This window comes from Centipeda noxia ATCC 43541, assembly GCF_000160555.1.
GTDB lineage: Bacteria > Bacillota > Negativicutes > Selenomonadales > Selenomonadaceae > Centipeda > Centipeda noxia.
Genome location: NZ_GG749278.1, coordinates 221,370 through 240,304, shown reverse-complemented (window position 1 = coordinate 240,304; position 18,935 = coordinate 221,370). Strand labels below are relative to the sequence as shown.

Here is an 18,935-nt window from a genome sequence, read left to right as displayed (position 1 = left end):
TGTGTCTCTCCTGAAGGGGAGGCGCAGCACCTGTTTTCATGCGAAAATATATCTCTGTATTTTGCCGTATATTTCACTGCGGCGTAAAGTAGCCGAATGCAGCGGGAATGCTGTACGCCGCGGCGAGTTCTTCACGGCGTACCCAGAGAAGGGCGGACGGAGCATTTGCATCGCTCTCGGCCGCGAGCAGCGGAGATTCGTTTCGCTCCGCGACGCTGACCGCCCAGCCGGTGAGCTCCCATTCGATATGGCTGAAGATGTGGCGCGCGGGAGGAAGCGGCATAATGCTGCGGACGCGGAAGCCTTCGGCTGTGAGCTGTTCGCGCACCGCGCGCTTTGTCAGCTTCCCGTCGATATTCGGATATTCCCAAAGGCCTGCGAGGAGTCCCTTTGCAGGCCTTTTTCGTATGGCGATGCGGTCGCCGCAGGAGAGTATGAGGACGGTTCGGCTTTCCTTGCGGCGTGCTTTGAGCGCGGCTTTTACGGGATAGTCCTGCTCCGTGCCGCGGTCATGCGCAAGGCAGAGGCGGGCGGCCGGGCATGTGTGACAGAGCGGTGCGCCGTTCGGAAGGCAGATCGTCGCGCCAAGATCCATAAAGGCTTCGTTGAGGTATCCTGCATCTCTTCCCGTCGGGTAGGAGGGAGCGAGCGCCGCTTCGAGAGCGCGCTTGCTTGGGTCCTTTGCGATATCGATACCGTTTGCCGTGACGCGCGCAGCGACGCGCAGAAAGTTGCCGTCGACGGCCGGGCGCGGCTGACCGTAGGCAAAGGACGCGATGGCGCTCGCGGTATAGCGGCCGATGCCGGGAAGGGCAAGCAGCGCATCGAAGTCGCTGGGCAGCTGCCCCTTGTGTTCGCGGACGATCGTTTCGGCGGCGCGTTTGAGATTGCGCGCGCGGCTGTAATAGCCGAGTCCCTGCCAGAGTTTCATCAGTGCATCGTCATCGCATGCGGCGAGGTCGGCGATCGTCGGCAGGGCATCGAGGAAGCGGAGATAGTAGGCGCGCACGACGGCGGCACGTGTCTGCTGGAGCATGATCTCCGAGATCCAGACATGATAGGGCGTCGGCTCATCGCGCCACGGCAGATCGCGCGTGTCGGGCGCAGATTTGCGCCACGCAAGCAGTGTATTGCAGAGAACGGGGAAGATGGAGTTCTCCGCCCACGGTAGAATTTTCATTCAGAGGCTCTCCTTTTTATATGTATTTTACCACAGATGTGTGAAACGCGAATGAAGAAATGGACTTTTCTTTACAAACGGCGGCCTTTGTATTATCATGGCACATAGTAAATCTACATGATGGAGTGATTTCTGATGTTGGATATGAAATTTGTGCGCGAGAACTTGGATGCGGTGCGTACGATGCTGAAGAACCGCTGCAACGCGCTCGACCTTTCCTCGTTTACGGAACTCGATGAGCGCCGCCGCGCGATCCTGCAGGATGTGGAGGAGAAGAAGGCACGCCGCAACGCGGTCTCGAAAGAGATCGGCGTGCGCAAGAAAGCGGGCGAGAGTGCGGATGCAGCGGTCGCGGAGATGCGCGAGCTCGGCGATGAGATCGCGGCGCTCGATGAGGATCTGCGCGATGTGGAGCTGAAGCTGCGTGAACTCCTGCTCCAGATCCCGAATATGCCGAAGGCGGATGTGCCGATCGGTGCGGACGAGACGGAGAACCCAGAGGTGCGCCGCTGGGGCACGCCGCGCACGTTTGATTTCGAGCCGCAGGCGCATTGGGACATCGGGGAAAAACTTGGTGTGCTCGATGCGGAGCGCGCGGCCAAGGTGACTGGCGCGCGCTTTATGTTCTACAAGGGCCTCGGCGCGCGCCTTGAGCGCGCCTGCATCAATTTCATGATGGATCTGCATGCGGAAAAGCACGGCTATACGGAGATGCTCGCGCCCTACATCGTGAATGAGGACAGCATGATCGGCACGGGGCAGCTGCCGAAATTTGCGGAAGATATGTTCAAGCTCGACGGCCTTGACTACTACCTCGTGCCGACGGCGGAGGTGCCGACGACGAACTATCACCGCGATGAGATCCTCGAGGCGGAGCAGCTGCCGGAATACTACACATCCTATACGGCGTGTTTTCGTGCCGAGGCAGGCAGCGCGGGCCGCGATACGCGCGGACTCATTCGCCAGCACCAGTTCAACAAAGTAGAGCTGATCAAATTTGTCACGCCGGAGACGAGCTGGGACGAGCTCGAGCGTATGGTGGAGGCAGCCGAGGATGTGCTCAAAATACTCGAGCTCCCGTACCGCGTCATTCAGCTTTGCACGGGCGATATGAGCTTTACCTCGGCGAAGACTTACGACCTCGAGGTATGGATGCCGGCACAGAATAAATACCGCGAGATCTCATCCTGCTCGAACTGTACGGACTACCAGGCGCGCCGCGCGAATATCAAGTACCGTCCGGAACGCGGGGCAAAGCCTGCCTTCCTGCATACGCTGAACGGTTCGGGCGTCGCTGTCGGACGGACGGTGGCGGCGATCCTCGAGAACAATCAGCAGGCGGACGGCTCTGTTCTGGTGCCGAAAGCGCTCGTGCCCTATATGGGCGGGGTGACGGTCATCCGATGAAGCGGCTGATCGTTGGAATCACGGGCGCAAGCGGCAGCTGCTACGCCGTTCGTCTCATTGACGTGCTCAGGGATCTGGGCATGGAGGTGCATGCCGTTCTGACGGCAAGCGGGCGGCAGGTACTCGACTATGAGTGCGGCGTCACGGAGGAGGATCTCGCGCGCCGCGTCACAGTCCTCTATCCGAACGAGGATGTGGGTGCGGCACTCGCGAGCGGATCGTTCCGCACAGACGCGATGGTCGTTCTGCCCTGCTCAATGAAGACGGCGGGGGCGATCGCGCACGGGGTTACGGACGACCTTCTCACGCGCGCGGCGGATGTAACACTCAAGGAGGGGCGCAGTCTCCTCCTCGTGCCAAGGGAAACGCCAATGCACGAGATTCACCTTGAAAATCTCCTGCGCCTGGCGCGTGCGGGCGCGATTGTGATGCCGGCCGCACCGGGCTTTTATCATCGGCCGGAGACGCTGGACGATCTCGTCAACATGATGGTGGGAAAGATACTCGACCGCCTCGGCATAGAGGCGGAACTCTTTACACGCTGGAGGTAACTATGATGACGAAGAAAACAGGATATGTTGCTGCTCTGCTGCTCGCGGGAGCACTCTCGATACCCGTTGTGACCGAGGCGGCGGAAAACACCGTCGGTATCGGCGAGGGCGGACATGCGGCTGCGGTACAGCAGCAGCCGCAGACAAAGGAAGAGCCGCAGACAAAGGAAGAGCCGCAGAAAACGCAGATGCACATGGGCTCCGCGGAGGAAAAGAACCGCAAGGCGGAGATCCAGATGGACTATCTGAAGCAGCGCGGTGCGCGCCGGCATATTGATCTTTACAATCTGCACGTATTCCGCCAGTACAAGGAGATGCACGGCATGTCGCTGCATTGGGGCGTGACGGTCTCGCGGCCTGTCGGTTCGTGGGCGGAGAAGGATCGGCCGGACATCGAGCTCGACTCGTCCGCCGTCGGCGCGGGACCTGCCTATATGGTACGCTGGACGAAACCGCTCGGGAAGAAATGGGAGGCGTCCTTCGACGCGACGGGCGCTGTTCTCGTCTACAACAAGGTGCATCCCGCGCATACGCGGAACTACGGCTTTATGTGGCGTGTCGGGCCGCGTCTGACCTACAACTTCAATGATCGGAACGCGCTCAGCATCGCGTATCTCGGACACCATGTGTCGAACGGACAGCGGACGAAAAATCCGGGGTACAACGGCGTGGGGCTCTCGATCGGCTATCGCTATTCGTACTAAAGGGCGTATTTGTGGCAAAGAAATATTATGCGGTCAAGCACGGGCGAAAGAACGGCATCTTCACGGCGTGGGCAGACTGCTCGGCGCAGGTGCAGGGCTTTCAAGGCGCTGTTTACAAGGGCTTTATGACAGAGGATGAGGCACGCGCCTGGCTTGCGGGGGGAGACAATACTGCCGCGGCCGGTGAGCGCACCGTGAAGAAGAGCGCTGCGGCAGAGACATCGAGGCCGCTTGATGCGGATTACATCATCCACACGGACGGCTCCTGCCTGCGCAATCCGGGCGGGCCGGGCGGCTGGGCTGCCGTCATTGAGACGGTTGCAACAGGCGATGTCGAGGAGCGGAGCGGCGGCGCGGCGGAGACGACGAACAACCGCATGGAGCTGACTGCGGCGCTGACGGCGGTCACATCCGTGCCGGCAGGTGCGCGCATCGCGCTCTATACGGACAGTCAGTATCTGAAGAATGCATTCACGAAGTTCTGGCTGCCCGCATGGAAAAAGCGCGGTTGGAGAAAAGCGGACGGCGAACCCGTGCTCAATCAGGACCTCTGGATGCAGCTTGATGCAGCGTTCGCAGAGCGGCATGTGCAGTTCCATTGGGTGAAGGGCCATGCGGGAAATCCGCGCAACGAGCGCTGTGATGCACTCGCCCGCGCAGAGGCGGAGCAGTACAGACGCTGATGCTGAGCGTCCCTATCGGGCATTGCTTCTGCCCGCTGCCGGGTACAGGCCCTGCAGTGACGAGGGAAGGCAGCTGCCTGCGGCGGTCGAGGCATATATAAAAACTGGGGGAGGAGGGAAGACGGTGCAGCGCATATTAGAGGCAGTGGGGGCGTTCGTTCTCACGCATTTGGCGAATATCGGGCGTGTTACCCTACTCTATGGGGAGACGATCCGGCAGGTTACGCGCCGTCTGCGCGTGCGGAGCATCATCTATCAGATGGCACATCTCGGCGCGGACTCCCTCCTTATCGTCGGGCTCACGCTCCTCTTTACCGGCGTCGTGCTGACGCTCCAGATCGCGCATGAGTTTATCCGCTACGGTGCGCAGAGTACGGTCGGCGCAGTCATTGCGATCGGCATCGGGCGCGAGCTCGGCCCCGTTCTCGTCGGCGTTGTCTGTGCAGGGCGCGTGGGCGCGGCGATTACAGCCGAGGTCTCGACGATGAAGGTCACGGAGCAGATCGATGCGCTGCGCGTCATGGCCGTCAGTCCCGTCAACTATCTCATCGTGCCGCGCATGCTTGCGTGTATGGTCGTCGTACCGATCCTCACCGTGTTCGGCGACGTGATCGGTGTTCTCGGCGGCTATCTCACGGCGGTGTACTACTCGGGGATCTCCGCATATACCTTTACCAACTCCATCACGCAGTTTGCGCTGATTTACGATATGACGGGCGGCCTCATCAAGGCGATCTTCTTCGGCAATGTCATCGCCGTTCTCGGCTGCCACTACGGGCTGAACGCGCCGAGCGGCGCGGAGGGCGTCGGCAAAGCAACGATGCATACTGTCGTCACGTCCATCATCGTCATCTTTATCCTGAACGCCGTTTTGACGTTTTTCCTGTTTTAGGTAGGGGGCGCTATGATACGACTGAAAAATGTCTCGAAGCGCTTCGGGGAAAAAGTGGCGCTGAAGGACATCAGCCTGACGATCGAAAAGGGAGAGACCATCGCCATCATCGGCGGCTCGGGCTCGGGCAAGTCCACGCTCCTGCGTCTGATGATCGGACTGGACCGCCCCAGCGGGGGCGAGATCCATATCGGCGGCGACAACATCACTGCGATGAGCGAGAATGTGCTCGACCGCGTGCGCCTGCGCATGGGCATGGTGTTCCAGTACTCTGCGCTCTTTGACTCGATGAGCGTGGGCGAAAATGTTGCGTTCGGACTGCGTGAGCATACGGACAAGGGGGATGATGAGATCCGGCACATCGTCGCGGAAAAGCTGGAACTTGTCGGACTCCCCGGCGTGGAAGAGATGATGCCGCAGGAGCTCTCCGGCGGCATGAAAAAACGCGTCGGGCTCGCGCGGACGATCGCGACCGATCCGGAGATCATCTTCTATGACGAACCGAGTTCGGGGCTCGATCCGATCATGACGGCGAAGATCGACGAGCTCATCATCGACATGCAGAGGAAACTTGACGTGACCTCCGTTGTCGTTACGCATGATATGGTCAGCGCGAGCCGCATCGCCGACCGCATCGCCATGATTTACGATGGAGAGCTGATAGCGGTGGATACCGTCGAGCGTTTTCAGAATATAGTGGATGAGCGCGTACAGGCATTTTTCCGTACGCTGCATCACCGAAGGGAGGCAGGAGCATGAGTGCTGAGGCAAAGGTCGGCGCCTTTACGCTGGGGGGAGCAGCGCTCCTTATCGCGGTTGTTGTGTTCTTCGGCGGACTGCGTTTCAGCGGGAGCCATGACTATACGCTGTACGCCGGCTTTGGCCGCGCGATCGGGCTCAATCCCGAGGCCCAGGTGCTCCTTGCGGGCGTTCCCGTCGGGCGCGTAGAGGATATCGCGAGCGACGGCACAGGCGTCACCGTCTCCATGGTGATCCAGAACGGCGTGAAGATTCCGCGCGGCTCGTCCGTCACCATCGCGCAGCCCGGCATCATGGGGGATAAATTCGTCATCATCACGCCGTCCTCCGCGACGGATTACTATGGGAACGGTGACTATCTCTACGGCGCAGACGAGATGGGCATGGATGCCATGTTCACCGAGCTGAATAAAATGATTATCCTCGTCCAGGAGATGCTCACCTCCATCAATTCCATCGTAGGAGCGCCCGGATTCCAGACATCGGTGGTGCAGCTCGTGTCCAACATGGAGCATATGACGGCGCATCTTGACGGGCTGACCGCAACGCTTGAGCAGATGGCGGCGGAGAATCGCGGCAATCTGCAGGGGATGCTCGCACAGATGAACACGATGGCTGCGAACCTCGCACAGACAACGGCGAGCGTCGAGCGCATCGTGTCGAACCTCGAGACCGTCGGCGCCGACCCCGCGACGGCGGAGAACCTCAAAAAGACACTCGCGAATATCACCGAGGCATCCGGGCGCATTGCACGCATTGCCGAGGGAATCGAGTCCGTCGCCGGCGATCCGAAGACGCAGGAGGATGCACGTGCGCTCATCCACAACGCACGCACAATGACGGATAAGACGAACGGTCTCATGGGACGCCTCGGCAATATCAAGGTGACGCCGAAAGTAGACGCGATATACAGCGGCAAAGCGGATGACTGGCGGACGAACTTTAACCTCGACATCGGAGAGGCAAAGGGGCTGTATGCAACGTTTGGCGTTGACGACATCGGCGGCGGAGACAAGTTCAACGCGCAGGTCGGTACGCGCGGCACATCGTTCGGCGCGCGTGCGGGCGTCGTGGCGGGCGCGGCCGGCATCGGACTTGACGCCTATGCGGGGGAAAAGTTCAAGTTCTCCGCTGACGCCTACGATCCGAATGACGTGACCCTCCGTCTGCGCGCACAGTATCAGCTGCGCGGCGGAACGTATCTTTTCGGTGAGTGGAACGACGTGAACGACAGCAGGCACCGCGCATTCTACACGGGCGTGCGGCAGGAGTTTTAAGTCCTGCCGCATCCGTGCGGAGGGTGTCGATTTTACAGCGGAACGGCAGTACAAAAGTAAGTTAGGAAGAAGTACGAAGTATGGCAGAAATTCAAAACAGAACACTTCAGCAGTCGGATGCTCTTTGGAAGGAGGCGCAGGAGATCATCTTATCCGGCTGTCAGCTGTACAGCAAGGGACCGGAAACGCACGTCCAGGGCGTTTCTCCGATCTACATCGAGCGCGGACAGGATGCGCACGTTTGGGATGTGGACGAGAACGAATACATCGACTATGATATGGGCCTCGGCCCCGTGCTGTTCGGCTATTGCTACAAGCCCATTGACGATGCTGTGATTCGCCAGATGCAGCGCGGCATGGGCTTTTCCCTTATGGCGCCGGAGGAGGTGGAATATGCACGGCTTTGCGTGAAGCATATTCCAAGCGCGGACATGGTGCGCTTCCTCAAGACCGGATCGGAAGCAACCGAGGCCGCGATTCGCATCGCGCGTGCCTTTACGGGGCGCAAGCATATCCTGCGCGGCAACTATCATGGCTGGCATGAGTGGACGGCGGCGGCAGAGGGCGTCCGCCAGGGCGGTATCCTCGATGAGACGCGTGCCTATGTGCATGCGTTCGCCTATGGCGATCTGGATGAAGTGCAGCGGCTGTTTGATGAACACAAGGGGGAAGTCGCCGCGGTCATCACCGAGGCGGTACTGACCGAAATTCCCAAGGAAGGCTATCTTGCGCAGCTCAAGGAGCTCTGTCATGCGAACGGTGCACTGCTCGTCATCGACGAAGTCGTGAACGGATTCCGCTTCAGCATCGGCGGTGCACAGGAATATTTCGGCGTTACGCCGGACCTCTCCACCTTCGGCAAAGCGACGGCGAATGGCATGCCGCTCTCCTTTGTTGCCGGGCGGCGCGAGGTGATGGAGACGGTTGATCCGAAGGTATTCATCTCCACGACGTTCGGCGGGGAATGCCTCTCTCTCGCCGCGGCCATCGCTGAGATGCAGCTGCTTGCATCCGGTCAGGTGATCCGCAGCATCTGGGAGAAAGGGGCGTATCTGCAGGGGGCCTTTCGCAAGCTGGCGCAGGAGATCGATGTCCCCATCGATCTCAAGGGCTATCCGTGCCGTATGCAGTTTGACTATACGGACTACGAGGGGCGGCGCGACTGGCTTTACAACTCGATCTTTATGCAGGAGTGCGCGAAGCGCGGCGTGCTCCTCGGCTGGAGCATTTTCCCCTGCTATACACATACGCAGGAAGATCTGAACGTGACGCTCAATGTCTTTGAAGACGCGATGCGCGTCTATAAAAAGGCGCTTGAGAGCGGCAATCCGGCAAGCTATATGGAGGGAAAACCGCTGAAAATCGTCCGCGGATAAGCAATTTTGCAAATGCATAGAAAAACCCCCGACACGGTTCAAAAGTGTCGGGGGTTTTTGCGTGCGGGAAAATATTTTCAGGATTGGTTAAACTGCGGCTTCCGTCCTTCGAGGAACGCAGTCACGGCCTCGCGGTGATCGGCGGATGCGCCTGCCTTGGCGAGGTTCTCCGCCTCAATGCGGTTGTATGTCATATAGTCGCGATAGAAGACCTCATAGTAGAGCTGCTTCTGCATCGCGATCGCACCCAGCGGACGGCGCAGGAGCTTTGCCGCGAACGCAGTTGTCTCCTCAAGCAGCTTCCCCTCGGGCGCGAGTCTCGTCGCGAGTCCCAGACGAACCGCCTCCTCGCCGTAGATAGGCTTGCTGAATGCCATGAGTTCAATCGTCTTGGCAAGACCTACAATCTGATGGAGGTTGTAAATGCAGCCGGTGTCGCCGGGGAGTGCGACATTCGAGAACGCCGTGAGGAGATAACTCTCCTCCGTCATAATGCGGAAGTCCGCACCGAGCGCAATACCGCAGCCGCCGCCTGCAGCCGCACCATTGATCATCGCGATGACGGGCTTTGAACATTTGCGCAGAGAGAGTGCCGCCTGACCGGTCAGCATCGAGAGCTCGTAGCTGATGAACTCGAACGTTGCCATCTCCTTGATGTCGCCGCCCGCTGAAAAATTCTTGCCTGCGCCCGTAACGATGACAACCTTCACCGCATCGTCCGCATCACAGTGCTCCACCGTGCTGATCAGATCGCGGAACATCTGCGCGTTGAGGGCATTGTTCGAGGACTGACGGTCAATCGTAATCGTTGCAATGCCGCCCTCGATACTGAGTTTAATGTGCTCGTACATGAGAGACCTCCTTTACTGTTTTACGCCAGAGGCTTTCAGTCCGCCTGCGATGAGGCACATCGCAAGTTGGTTCAGACTGACCCCTTCCATCTTAGCAGTCAACGCCAAATCCTTATGCAGACTCTTTGGCAGCCGCAGATTAAAGCGACCGCTGTAATCCTCCTCACGTGCTGGTTCCGGAATCGAGATACCATCCGCAAGCGCCGCTTCGAGCCACGATTGCTTTGCATCATCCAGCATATCCAGAAGTGTGTTCTTTGTTTCTGCCTGTGTGATGCATCCGGGCAGTTCCGCAATATGACCGACAAAGCCGCCGTTCGGATCGGCTTCGATGACTTCGCGGTACGGCAGAGACATATAGTACTGTAAATCCTTTTTCATTTCACACACCTTCTTCCTCACCGAGCATATCTATGATGATTTTAACATAGGTTTCCTTCACATACGGTTCTTGGCGCGGTATCGTGATCGGCATACAGCCGTGTTTACGAAATGTCCAATGACTTGAACCGCGATTTGGCTGCCGTTGTTCATAGCCCATACTTTCAAGAATTTTTGCCACATCGTTGAATCGCACAGCTTTTGGATTGCGGCGAATTCGTTTAAGCAGTTTCTCCCACTTGCTCACAACACTCTCCTCCTCATCCAATAGTACCGCATTTAGTACCGTGGTGCAAGAACGAATTATCTCTCGGAGACGACTTCGCTGTTCTCGATGGCGAAGTCGAGCAGGAGGCCGATGAGTTCATTGCGTGAGCGTCCGGTCTGATCGGCGAGCGTGTCGAGCCGTTTGATAATATCTTCTCTTACGCGGATGGATAGGATTTTATGCCCGTCCTCTCCGCGTTTTCTTTTTGTAATCATCAGTTTTGTGTTCATATATATCACCTCTTTTGCAGTGTATATAAGAATAGAAAAAACATGTATATTACAGATATATTACATAAGCATATATAAAATATTTAAGACAAAATACAAAATTAACGATACAATGTATGTAAAAATATATTATAAAATATGTTATATAAAATAGAGGGTGAATGAATGGAGATACATCCTGCTGTACATGGGGGCGCCGAGCAGGGAAGCGCACGCGTCGGCGGGGGACAGGGAATGTCTCTATCCAAGAATGTTTTCCAAGCGCTGCTCGACGAGGTTGGCGGGCGCACGAAATTCTCGGCGCACGCAAAAGCGCGCATCGAAAAACGCGGTGTCAGTCTCACGGCAGATGATCTTGCGCGCTTGGACGATGCAGTTGACCGCATGGCGGCTAAGGGCGTGCGCGATGCACTCGTCTATATGAGCCGGGGCCTTGCGATGGTCGTCAGCGTGAAGAATCGCACTGTTATCACAGCGCTCGACGAGGCAAGTGCGAAGGAAAACATCTTTACCAATATCGACAGCGCCGCAATTCTATAATTTTTTGAGGGAGAGATTTATTATGATGCGTTCTTTGTTTTCGGGGGTATCGGGACTCAAGAGCCATAATACGCGTATGGATGTTATCGGCAACAACATTGCCAACGTCAACACCACGGGATTCAAAGCCGGCCGTGTTACATTCGAGGACATGCTTTCACAAACGCTCTCGGGAGCGGCAAGCCCGGGGACGACAATTGGCGGTACGAATCCAAAGCAGGTCGGGCTTGGCGTGAGTGTGGGCGGCATTGATACCATTTTCAGTGACGGCTCTGTACAGAGCACGGGCAAGAATACGGATCTGGCCCTCACGGGCAATGCCCTGTTTGTTGTAAAACGTGGGGATCAGACTTATTACACGCGCAATGGGGCCTTTGAGTTTGATGCGAAGGGAAACTATGTCCTGCCGAGCTCCGGGCTTCATGTGCAAGGTTGGATGAATAAGACGACGAATAACAGCAAAGTATCTACAGAGGGTGCTGCAGAGAACATTGTCATAGATGCGGGGAGAATAATGGGCCCGGAGCAGACGGATACGGTTTCCTATTCTGAGAACTTGGATGCGAATACGCCGATAATAACGGGATATAGTTTTTCTGATCCGCGTACAACACCGCCCACACCACATGCCCGCACAACCAGTGGTATGTATATTACCGCAAGCCAGGCACAGCCGGTTACGCTCTCATTGAGTGACGGGACGAAACAGACGGTCACATCCGGTACGTATACGATCGGACGCTCTATGCCGAAGGTAACCTCCTTCGGATACTATGATTCGTCGGGAAATAAGCATGAAGGGCTTCTTATTTTAGAGAAGGCTGATTCCAGAACTGTAACCTATCAGGATGCGGATGGGAATTCTGTTACGAAGCGGGCCAGCACATGGATTGCAAGAGTTGGGAATCCTACGGCACGCAATACAGGTGGATCGACGACGACCCACACGCTTTCTTCTGCAACGCTTGCTTTTGATGAAAACGGTGTACTGCGTGCGGGCGTACTCGGGGGCACTAGTCCAAACTTGACACACGATACTGACAGCCCTGTGACACCACCTGCTGTTCCTCCAGCTGTATCAGCCAATAGTATTGAGAATGCAACTTTTACAGCAACACACAGTAATGCAGTGAGCTCCCCGCAGTCTATTACAGTTCAGTTTGCCAATAACGAATCACCGCTGACACAATATGCCGGCTATGATACGGTCAAGGCTGCTGCAAACGGATATGCGAGCGGAAGTCTGGCGTCCGTATCCGTTGACTCCACCGGTGTGATTACGGGAACTTATACGAACGGGGTTCGCAGAGCGGAGGCCCAGATCGGTGTTGCCAAATTTTCCAATCCATCGGGACTTACCAAAATAGGGGGAAGCCTTTACCAAGAATCGAATAATTCCAATTCAAAAGTTGTTCGAGCGCAGACAGTTGAGAGTACAGGGGCGAAGATTACGCCTTCTGCACTCGAGATGTCAAATGTCGATATTGCTGACCAATTCTCCGATATGATTATCACACAGCGTGGTTTTCAGTCGAATTCAAAGGTGATTACGGTCGGTGACGAGATGCTCGAGACACTCATCAATATGAAGCGCTAATTTCGCCGAGGAACATGAAAACGCCTTTCGTCTGATCATTATGGTCGGACGGAGGGCGTTTTATGGTACGTATACATATACCGCTATTTATGACAGATCAGACGGATTGCTTGTTGGAAATCGTAATGGGGCGGATAAAGCAGGAATAAGGATCCACTGCTGCACGCATCATTTGTCAGGGACAGAGGACCGCTAACGATAAATTTATTTGAAAAACCCCGCAACAACTGGTACAATGAGAGAACCTGTCAATACAGTTTTATTGTGCTGTCGCTATTTTGGAGCAGCCCGCCGTTCGGGTGCATCCTTGAAACGGACGAGGAGGAAATGGATTTGAACAAGAGGGGACGTTTTGCCAAACACCTTGTACGAGCACTGGCACTGACCGCCGCGGTCGGACTTTTTACGAGTTCCGTGTCGGCGGAGACGGTGAAGATCAATCTCGCGCAGAGCGTGCAGATGGCGCTCGAGAACAACCGCACGATCAAGGAGGCACTGACGGATGTGGACGCTGCGCACGCGTCGCTTTCGCAGGCGAACCGCTCGATGGGTCCGAAGCTCACGTGGGAGACGTCGGCGAACCGTATCGGCGGCGAGGCGTATGCTCAGGCGCGTGCATCGGGGATCAAGTACGACTATAACTACGGCAATACAGGCACGGTTTCGATGCCGGTCTACAATGCCGCGCTGAACGCACAGCGCAAGGCGGCGCGCTATGGGCTGAACGCTGCCGACTTTGCGCTTGAACAGACAAAGCAGACGATTCGCCTGACGGCGACGACGGATTATTTCAACATCCTCCAGGCACGCAATCTGGTCAAGGTGCGCGAGGATACGGTGGCGACGCTGACGACGCATCTCGCCGATGTCAACGCGCAGTTCCGCGTGGGGACAGTGGCGCGCGCGGATGTGCTCGCCTCTGAGGTTGAGCTTGCGAACGCGCAGCAGAATCTGACGACGGCGCGGAACAACTACGAGGTTGCCGTCGCGACGCTGAACAATGTGATCGGCCTGCCGACGGATACGAGCCTTGAGATCAATGATGAGCTCCGCTATACGGGGTATGATCTCTCGCTTCCCGACTGCACGGCCTACGGGCTGCTCTACCGCGCGGACGGCGCAGCGGCGGCCTATGCGGTGAAGCAGGCAGAGGCGGGGGTGCGGACGGCCCAGGCCGGCTATCATCCGACGGTGAATGCGGCAGCAACGCGTTCCATCGCGGGCGAGCGTGCTTTTAAGGACGACCATACGAGCAGCAACCAATGGGCCGCAGGCGTCAGTGCGTCGTGGAATATCTTTGACAACGGCGTGACGGCGGCACAGGTAAAGGCAGCAAGGGCAACGCTGCGCAAGGCGGAGGAGACTCTTGCAGAGACGGATGAGAAGATCCGCCTTGATGTCCATACGGCATATCTGAATCTGCACGCGGCAGAGCAGAATATAAAGACGACGGAAAAGGCCGTGCAGCAGGCGGAGGAGGATTACAACATTGCGCGCGTTCGCTATAATGCGGGTGTGGGCACGAATCTGGAGGTAATGCGGGCATCGGATAATCTGACGACGGCGCGCATGAATTACTCGACGGCGCTCTACAACTATAATACGAGCAAGGCGCACCTCGACAACGCGATGGGCGTGCCGGTCGACCTCGATGCCGTGCGCTATCGTGCGGCGGAGGAGGACGGCAAGCGTGCCCGTGCGGCGCGGGAGGCGGCACAGCTGCATGACGACGCCCTCTTTGAGACGCCGAAAGGTGCGGAAGTTCGTGCGACATCTCCGGCGCCGGCGGCAGAGGAAGCCGCTGCTGCGGTGCAGCGTGTGCAGACGGCACACGCCGCCTACGAAACGGATATGAGAAAGTAACAGGGCGTGTTGCAGGGGTGCTCCTGCAAGGGGAGTTCTATGAGACGGAAGGCGTATATCGGTGTTGTGGCACTCGCAGCAATACTTATCTGCGCGGCGGCTATCATCCACATCGTGCGGGCCCAGGCATTCATGGCCGAGGCAGGCAGGATGGCAGAGCGTTTTGCGGCGCAGAAGCTCGGGACGGATGTGCACATCGGTACGGTGGAGATCCGCTCTCTGCATGAACTGACAATTGATGATATTGTGGTCTATGATAAGCAGGCGGATGTCGTTCTCCGTGCCGACGAGGCACGGGTGACGCTTCGTCTGCTTTCGCTGCTTTTGTCGCCTGAAACATCCGTTGATGAGGTCCTGCTCACGGGAGCACATGCTCATATTGTACAGCGTGCGGACGGCTCGTGGAACTACAACGATCTTGCTGCAGACGATACCGAGCCGAGCACGTTCGAGGGACACATTCGTCTCGCGGATGCGACGGCGGAGATCGAGACGGGAGCGCGCTCTTATGAACTGACTGATATCACCGGCACCGCGGATATCGACCGCGGCGATCTCTCTTATGACCTTACGGCGGCGCTTGCCGGCGTTCCTGTTCGTGTGCGCGGCGAGAATGTCGGAGGGACGCGGGAGCTTCAGCTGATGCTGGATGACAGCGAATTGACACCTCTGCTTGACCTCCTCCCGTCGGGGGCAATTTCCGAAGACGTACGCGTTCAGGAACTTCACGCGGCGCATGTGAACGCATCTCTGCGCTGGGTGGACGGTACGTTTACCGCAGAGGGGCGCGCCGCAGGCGTAACGGCGGCTGCGGATGTCTACGGAACGCAGACGCAGATCGAGAGTGCGGCGCTGACTTTCAGCGAGCGTGAGCTTTTCCTTGCGGCGACGGCCGAGGCGGAGGGCGAAACGGCGCGCATTGACGGGACGATCCGGATGGATACGGATGCGCCCTATCTCGATCTTACGGTGCGTGCGAAAGATTTTGACGTGCATAAAATCCTCAAGGAAAGTCCCTATACGGGGGCTGTAACGGCTGATATTCATGTGACGGGGACCCTTGCCGATCTCATGGCGGCGGGTCAGCTGACGGCGGCGGAGGGGGCTGCGTACGGCGCTTCCTTTACGGATGCGTCTGCGGATGTTTCCTATGCAGGCGGTGCGATCTCGTTCGAGAATTTGAATGCGAAGGCGTTCGGGGGGACGATCTCGGGCGAGGGGATCTTTGATACGGGAGACCGCTCCTATACGGCGCATCTCGTGACGGACGGCGTGCAGCTTGCGCGTCTGCGCACGGATGCGGATGCGCCGCTGCCCGAGGGGATGGACGGTGCCTTGCACGCTGATCTCGGCATCGCGGGACAGGGGGCGGATCCTGCCGTGCTCACGGTCTACGGCAGTGCCGATATCCTGAACGGAACATACCGCAATATCCCCGTGGGCGCGCGAGCGCGTCCTTTATGCGCAAGGGGAACGATCTGACCATCGACTTCCTCAGCCTCAATCTCCCGAACGATACGGATCTCGGCCTTGAGGGAAGTATTACGAACGGTTCTGCGCTCGATCTGCGCTTTTACGGCGGACATGTCGATCTCTCCCTGCTGAACCGCCTTGACGAGCGGCTCAGCTTTGCGGGGCGTTCGGATTTCAGCGGTGAGGTGCACGGCGACATCAACGATCCGCACGTGGATATCAAGGTCTCGGCAACAAAGGGACAACTGATGCATCAGCCGTTTGACAGTCTGCTCTTTCGCGCGGAGGGGTCGCTCTCGGGGGTTGGCATCCATGATTTCTCGATGGAGCGGAATGGGCGCGAGGTCTGGCTGGTGAACGGCACGATCGGTTTCACCGGCGAGCGCCGCATCGATCTGCAGATTGATACGATGGGCGCGCGCATGGAGGACGTGGCCGCACTCGTTGCCCCGGATCAGCCGATTACGGGCAATATTGATAACATCATCAAGTTCACGGGGACGCTCGACAATCCGCATGCGGTGGGCTATGTCCATTTCTACCGCGGAAGCTATGCAGGCGCACTGCTCTCGGGCATGGACGGTGACTACTTCCTCGACAACGGCATCATTCGCCTGCAGGTGTTCCACATCTATTCGCCGATGGTGGATATGGTGCTGAACGGTACGATCAGCGCGCAGGGCGTGCTCGATCTCGACGCTGAGGTGCGCGATCTCGATATGAAGCGCTTGGAGCACAAGCTCCCCTACGAGGTCTCCGGGCATGGTGTCTTTAACGGAAAGGTTGGCGGCGTGATTTCGCATCCGATCTTCCGCGGCGAGCTCAGAGCCGATACGATCACGATGAACGGCGTGGAGCTGCGGGATATTCGCGGGTTCGTGCACTATGAAAACGGCATCATTGAGATGGACCGGACGGGATTCCGCCAAGGGGAGAACGGTTCCGTTGCGGCGCGTCTGCATTATGATATGCAGACGGAGGCGCTGCGCGGCACGTTGGATATTGAGCAGATGGATGTGGCGGCGCTGCTGGCGCTTGCAAATCAGAAGGAGGATCGCGTTGAGGGAAAAATCACGAGTCACATGCAGCTCGGAGGGACGCGCGAAAATCCGTCCATTGCGCTGACGGGGCGCATCGAGGAGGGGGCGCTTGCCTCCTATCCGATCAGCGATGTCGCGCTCGATGTCGCTCTCCAGAACCGTGTGCTGACACTGCGTACACTGACGGGACGACAGGAGAACGGTACGTTCTCCGCCTCGGGCACAGCGGACTTCAACGGCACTGCGAATGTAGACATTGAGGCGTCAGATATCGCGCTCGGCATCTTTACCGGATTTGCCGGAGTGGAAGAAAAAGTATCGGGAACGGCGTCGGCGACCGTGCATATCGGCGGCCGCACGCAAAATCCCGAGGTGGATGTGCATCTCACGGCAAAGAACGGCGGTATACGCGGCTCTTCGTTCGATCAGCTGGAGGGAGAGGCGCAGCTGCGCGGTTCTGTCATTTATCTGAACCAGCTCACGGTGACGAAATACATCGACGGGACTGCATATATGGCGAGTGTCCGCGGCACGCTGCCTCTGCGCGCGCTCACGGCGCGGAGCGATGAAACGCTGAGCTCCTATGAGCAGATCGACTTGACGTTTGTGCTTGACAACGCCGATCTGTCCCTGCTGCCGGTATTCTCCAACAGCGTAGAGTGGGCGCTCGGGCGTACCGAGGGCAATCTGAAGCTGCACGGCACGCTTGCCGCACCGCGCCTTGAGGGCTCGCTGCGCGTTGCCGGCGGCGCGGTGAAGTTCAAGGGTGTCGAGCATCCGCTGACGGATATGCGGATACAGATCGACGCGCTCGGCGATTCCATCGCCGTGCGTGAGTGTACGGGACGCATGGGCACGGGCAGCTATTTGCTGACGGGGCGCATGGGTCTTGCCGGCATGCGGCCGTCGGCATATGATTTTACCCTTGTGATGAATGCACTCGATCTCAAAACCTCCTTCTTCGAGGGACCCTTGACCGGCTCACTGACGCTGACGGAGGATGAATACTGGGGCGAGCAGCTGCCAAAGCTCGCGGGTCATATTGATATTGACCGTGCCCTTATCTCCATTCCGTCGATTCCTGAGACGGACGACGAGCTGCCGAACATCATTCTGGATGTCGATTTGAACGTTGGCCGTCATGTGCGCTTTTTCAGCTCGAATCTCTACGATATGCACCCGTCCGGGCATGTGCACTTCGGAGGAACAACGCGGCACCCGAGGACGACGGGACAGATCGCTGTGCGGCGCGGTGACACGGTCAGCTATCTGCGGACCGTATTCAAGATCCGCGAGGGGACGGCGACATTCAACCAGATGGAGTCGTTTCTGCCGGAGATCAGCTTCTACGCGGAAGCGCGCCTTACGAATACGCGCGTATTCCTGTCCCTGCAGGGGCCGCTCGATCACATGAAGCTCGGACTGACCTCATCACCTGAGATGTCGGAGGAGGAGATCATCCGCATGCTGACGCTGCGCAGCACCTACCGGAATGGAGAGAGCAGCGTGACAGCGGCGGATATCCTGTCCATCGGGCTTCAGATGAGCATCCTCTCTGAGGTGGAGGATTCCGTGAAGAATTTCCTGCATCTTGACGTGCTGCGTCTCTCGAGCGGGAGCGGGGCGCTCTTCGAGACGAAGAACGATGAGGAGATTCGAAAAAATGAGAACGAGTACAATGTCGAGGTGGGCAAGTATATCGGTGACCGTGTGCTCCTGCGGTATGTGCAGGGGCTCGGCGGCGCGTCGGACAAGCACCGTTATGGCATTCAGTATGATTTCAGCGATAAATTCGGCATCTCGTATGACCGCGAGGGCTCTGATCAGCTGATCGGCGTCGAGGCGCGCATACGGTTCTAGCAG

16 protein-coding genes and 1 pseudogene are annotated in these 18,935 nt (G+C 57.8%); 12 read left to right on the top strand and 5 right to left on the bottom strand.

Going from position 1 to position 18,935, the window contains the following annotated elements; translation table 11 throughout:
- Window positions 1-73: 73 nt before the first annotated feature.
- Window positions 74-1,180: an A/G-specific adenine glycosylase gene (locus HMPREF7545_RS01215; RefSeq protein ID WP_006693838.1), complete on the bottom strand. Its 1,107-nt coding sequence runs from the start codon at window positions 1,178-1,180 to the stop codon at window positions 74-76.
- Between the two features lie 135 nt (window positions 1,181-1,315).
- On the opposite strand from HMPREF7545_RS01215, the gene serS reads away from it, so the two are divergent.
- The 8 genes from serS (at window position 1,316) to HMPREF7545_RS01175 (ending at window position 8,829) form a co-directional block, all read left to right on the top strand.
- On the top strand, window positions 1,316-2,587 hold the full coding sequence (serS, locus tag HMPREF7545_RS01210) for a serine--tRNA ligase (protein ID WP_006693837.1): 1,272 nt from the start codon (window positions 1,316-1,318) through the stop codon (window positions 2,585-2,587).
- Entirely contained in the window at window positions 2,584-3,138 is a 555-nt protein-coding gene (locus tag HMPREF7545_RS01205; protein WP_006693836.1) for a UbiX family flavin prenyltransferase, read from the top strand. The genes serS and HMPREF7545_RS01205 overlap by 4 nt, the downstream gene beginning before the upstream one ends.
- Window positions 3,139-3,140: 2 nt before the next feature.
- A complete protein-coding gene (locus tag HMPREF7545_RS01200; RefSeq protein WP_006693835.1) occupies window positions 3,141-3,842 on the top strand; it encodes an acyloxyacyl hydrolase in 702 nt (233 codons plus the stop codon).
- A gap of 11 nt (window positions 3,843-3,853) precedes the next feature.
- The gene (gene rnhA, locus HMPREF7545_RS01195; RefSeq protein ID WP_006693834.1) at window positions 3,854-4,525 is read left to right on the top strand and encodes a ribonuclease HI; all 672 of its coding nucleotides are present in this window, start codon (window positions 3,854-3,856) and stop codon (window positions 4,523-4,525) included.
- Between the two features lie 124 nt (window positions 4,526-4,649).
- Window positions 4,650-5,417 carry an MlaE family ABC transporter permease gene (locus HMPREF7545_RS01190; protein WP_040571085.1) on the top strand — a complete coding sequence of 256 codons (768 nt, stop codon included), beginning with the start codon at window positions 4,650-4,652 and terminating at the stop codon, window positions 5,415-5,417.
- A gap of 12 nt (window positions 5,418-5,429) precedes the next feature.
- Window positions 5,430-6,176 (top strand): ABC transporter ATP-binding protein, encoded by a 747-nt coding sequence (locus tag HMPREF7545_RS01185; protein ID WP_006693832.1) that lies wholly within the window; start codon window positions 5,430-5,432, stop codon window positions 6,174-6,176.
- Window positions 6,173-7,453, top strand: coding sequence for an MlaD family protein (locus HMPREF7545_RS01180; RefSeq protein WP_006693831.1), 1,281 nt, complete (start codon window positions 6,173-6,175; stop codon window positions 7,451-7,453). The genes HMPREF7545_RS01185 and HMPREF7545_RS01180 overlap by 4 nt, the downstream gene beginning before the upstream one ends.
- 80 nt (window positions 7,454-7,533) lie before the next feature.
- Window positions 7,534-8,829, top strand: coding sequence for an aspartate aminotransferase family protein (locus HMPREF7545_RS01175; protein WP_006693830.1), 1,296 nt, complete (start codon window positions 7,534-7,536; stop codon window positions 8,827-8,829).
- A gap of 77 nt (window positions 8,830-8,906) precedes the next feature.
- On the opposite strand, the gene HMPREF7545_RS01170 is transcribed toward HMPREF7545_RS01175, so the two are convergent.
- Genes HMPREF7545_RS01170 through HMPREF7545_RS01155 form a run of 4 tightly spaced genes read right to left on the bottom strand, consistent with a single transcriptional unit; the run spans window position 8,907 to window position 10,559 of the window.
- Window positions 8,907-9,680, bottom strand: a complete 774-nt coding sequence (locus HMPREF7545_RS01170) for an enoyl-CoA hydratase/isomerase family protein (protein ID WP_006693829.1) — start codon at window positions 9,678-9,680, stop codon at window positions 8,907-8,909.
- Window positions 9,681-9,692: 12 nt separating this feature from the next.
- The gene (locus tag HMPREF7545_RS01165) at window positions 9,693-10,061 is read right to left on the bottom strand and encodes a type II toxin-antitoxin system HicB family antitoxin (RefSeq protein WP_006693828.1); all 369 of its coding nucleotides are present in this window, start codon (window positions 10,059-10,061) and stop codon (window positions 9,693-9,695) included.
- Between the two features lies 1 nt (window position 10,062).
- On the bottom strand, window positions 10,063-10,308 hold the full coding sequence (locus HMPREF7545_RS01160) for a toxin HicA (RefSeq protein ID WP_040571084.1): 246 nt from the start codon (window positions 10,306-10,308) through the stop codon (window positions 10,063-10,065).
- A 56-nt stretch (window positions 10,309-10,364) separates the two neighbouring features.
- On the bottom strand, window positions 10,365-10,559 hold the full coding sequence (locus tag HMPREF7545_RS01155) for a ribbon-helix-helix protein, CopG family (protein ID WP_006693826.1): 195 nt from the start codon (window positions 10,557-10,559) through the stop codon (window positions 10,365-10,367).
- 165 nt (window positions 10,560-10,724) lie between these two features.
- On the opposite strand from HMPREF7545_RS01155, the gene HMPREF7545_RS01150 reads away from it, so the two are divergent.
- The 4 genes and pseudogenes from HMPREF7545_RS01150 to HMPREF7545_RS01135 all read left to right on the top strand — a co-directional run bounded on the left by HMPREF7545_RS01150 (window position 10,725) and on the right by HMPREF7545_RS01135 (window position 18,932).
- Window positions 10,725-11,099 carry a TIGR02530 family flagellar biosynthesis protein gene (locus HMPREF7545_RS01150; protein ID WP_006693824.1) on the top strand — a complete coding sequence of 125 codons (375 nt, stop codon included), beginning with the start codon at window positions 10,725-10,727 and terminating at the stop codon, window positions 11,097-11,099.
- A gap of 22 nt (window positions 11,100-11,121) precedes the next feature.
- Window positions 11,122-12,696 (top strand): flagellar hook protein FlgE, encoded by a 1,575-nt coding sequence (locus HMPREF7545_RS01145; RefSeq protein ID WP_040571083.1) that lies wholly within the window; start codon window positions 11,122-11,124, stop codon window positions 12,694-12,696.
- A gap of 327 nt (window positions 12,697-13,023) precedes the next feature.
- Window positions 13,024-14,559, top strand: a complete 1,536-nt coding sequence (locus HMPREF7545_RS01140; protein ID WP_040571082.1) for a TolC family protein — start codon at window positions 13,024-13,026, stop codon at window positions 14,557-14,559.
- Window positions 14,560-14,598: 39 nt separating this feature from the next.
- Window positions 14,599-18,932, top strand: a pseudogene (locus tag HMPREF7545_RS01135) (translocation/assembly module TamB domain-containing protein).
- The last annotated feature ends 3 nt before the right edge of the window (window positions 18,933-18,935 follow it).

Coding starts and splice junctions, on each gene's coding strand:
- HMPREF7545_RS01215 (WP_006693838.1), bottom strand. CDS start 1,180: ATGAAAATTCTACCGTGGGCGGAGAACTCCATCTTCCCCGTTCTCTGC.
- serS (WP_006693837.1), top strand. CDS start 1,316: ATGTTGGATATGAAATTTGTGCGCGAGAACTTGGATGCGGTGCGTACG.
- HMPREF7545_RS01205 (WP_006693836.1), top strand. CDS start 2,584: ATGAAGCGGCTGATCGTTGGAATCACGGGCGCAAGCGGCAGCTGCTAC.
- HMPREF7545_RS01200 (WP_006693835.1), top strand. CDS start 3,141: ATGATGACGAAGAAAACAGGATATGTTGCTGCTCTGCTGCTCGCGGGA.
- HMPREF7545_RS01185 (WP_006693832.1), top strand. CDS start 5,430: ATGATACGACTGAAAAATGTCTCGAAGCGCTTCGGGGAAAAAGTGGCG.
- HMPREF7545_RS01180 (WP_006693831.1), top strand. CDS start 6,173: ATGAGTGCTGAGGCAAAGGTCGGCGCCTTTACGCTGGGGGGAGCAGCG.
- HMPREF7545_RS01175 (WP_006693830.1), top strand. CDS start 7,534: ATGGCAGAAATTCAAAACAGAACACTTCAGCAGTCGGATGCTCTTTGG.
- HMPREF7545_RS01170 (WP_006693829.1), bottom strand. CDS start 9,680: ATGTACGAGCACATTAAACTCAGTATCGAGGGCGGCATTGCAACGATT.
- HMPREF7545_RS01165 (WP_006693828.1), bottom strand. CDS start 10,061: ATGAAAAAGGATTTACAGTACTATATGTCTCTGCCGTACCGCGAAGTC.
- HMPREF7545_RS01155 (WP_006693826.1), bottom strand. CDS start 10,559: ATGAACACAAAACTGATGATTACAAAAAGAAAACGCGGAGAGGACGGG.
- HMPREF7545_RS01150 (WP_006693824.1), top strand. CDS start 10,725: ATGGAGATACATCCTGCTGTACATGGGGGCGCCGAGCAGGGAAGCGCA.
- HMPREF7545_RS01145 (WP_040571083.1), top strand. CDS start 11,122: ATGATGCGTTCTTTGTTTTCGGGGGTATCGGGACTCAAGAGCCATAAT.
- HMPREF7545_RS01140 (WP_040571082.1), top strand. CDS start 13,024: ATGGATTTGAACAAGAGGGGACGTTTTGCCAAACACCTTGTACGAGCA.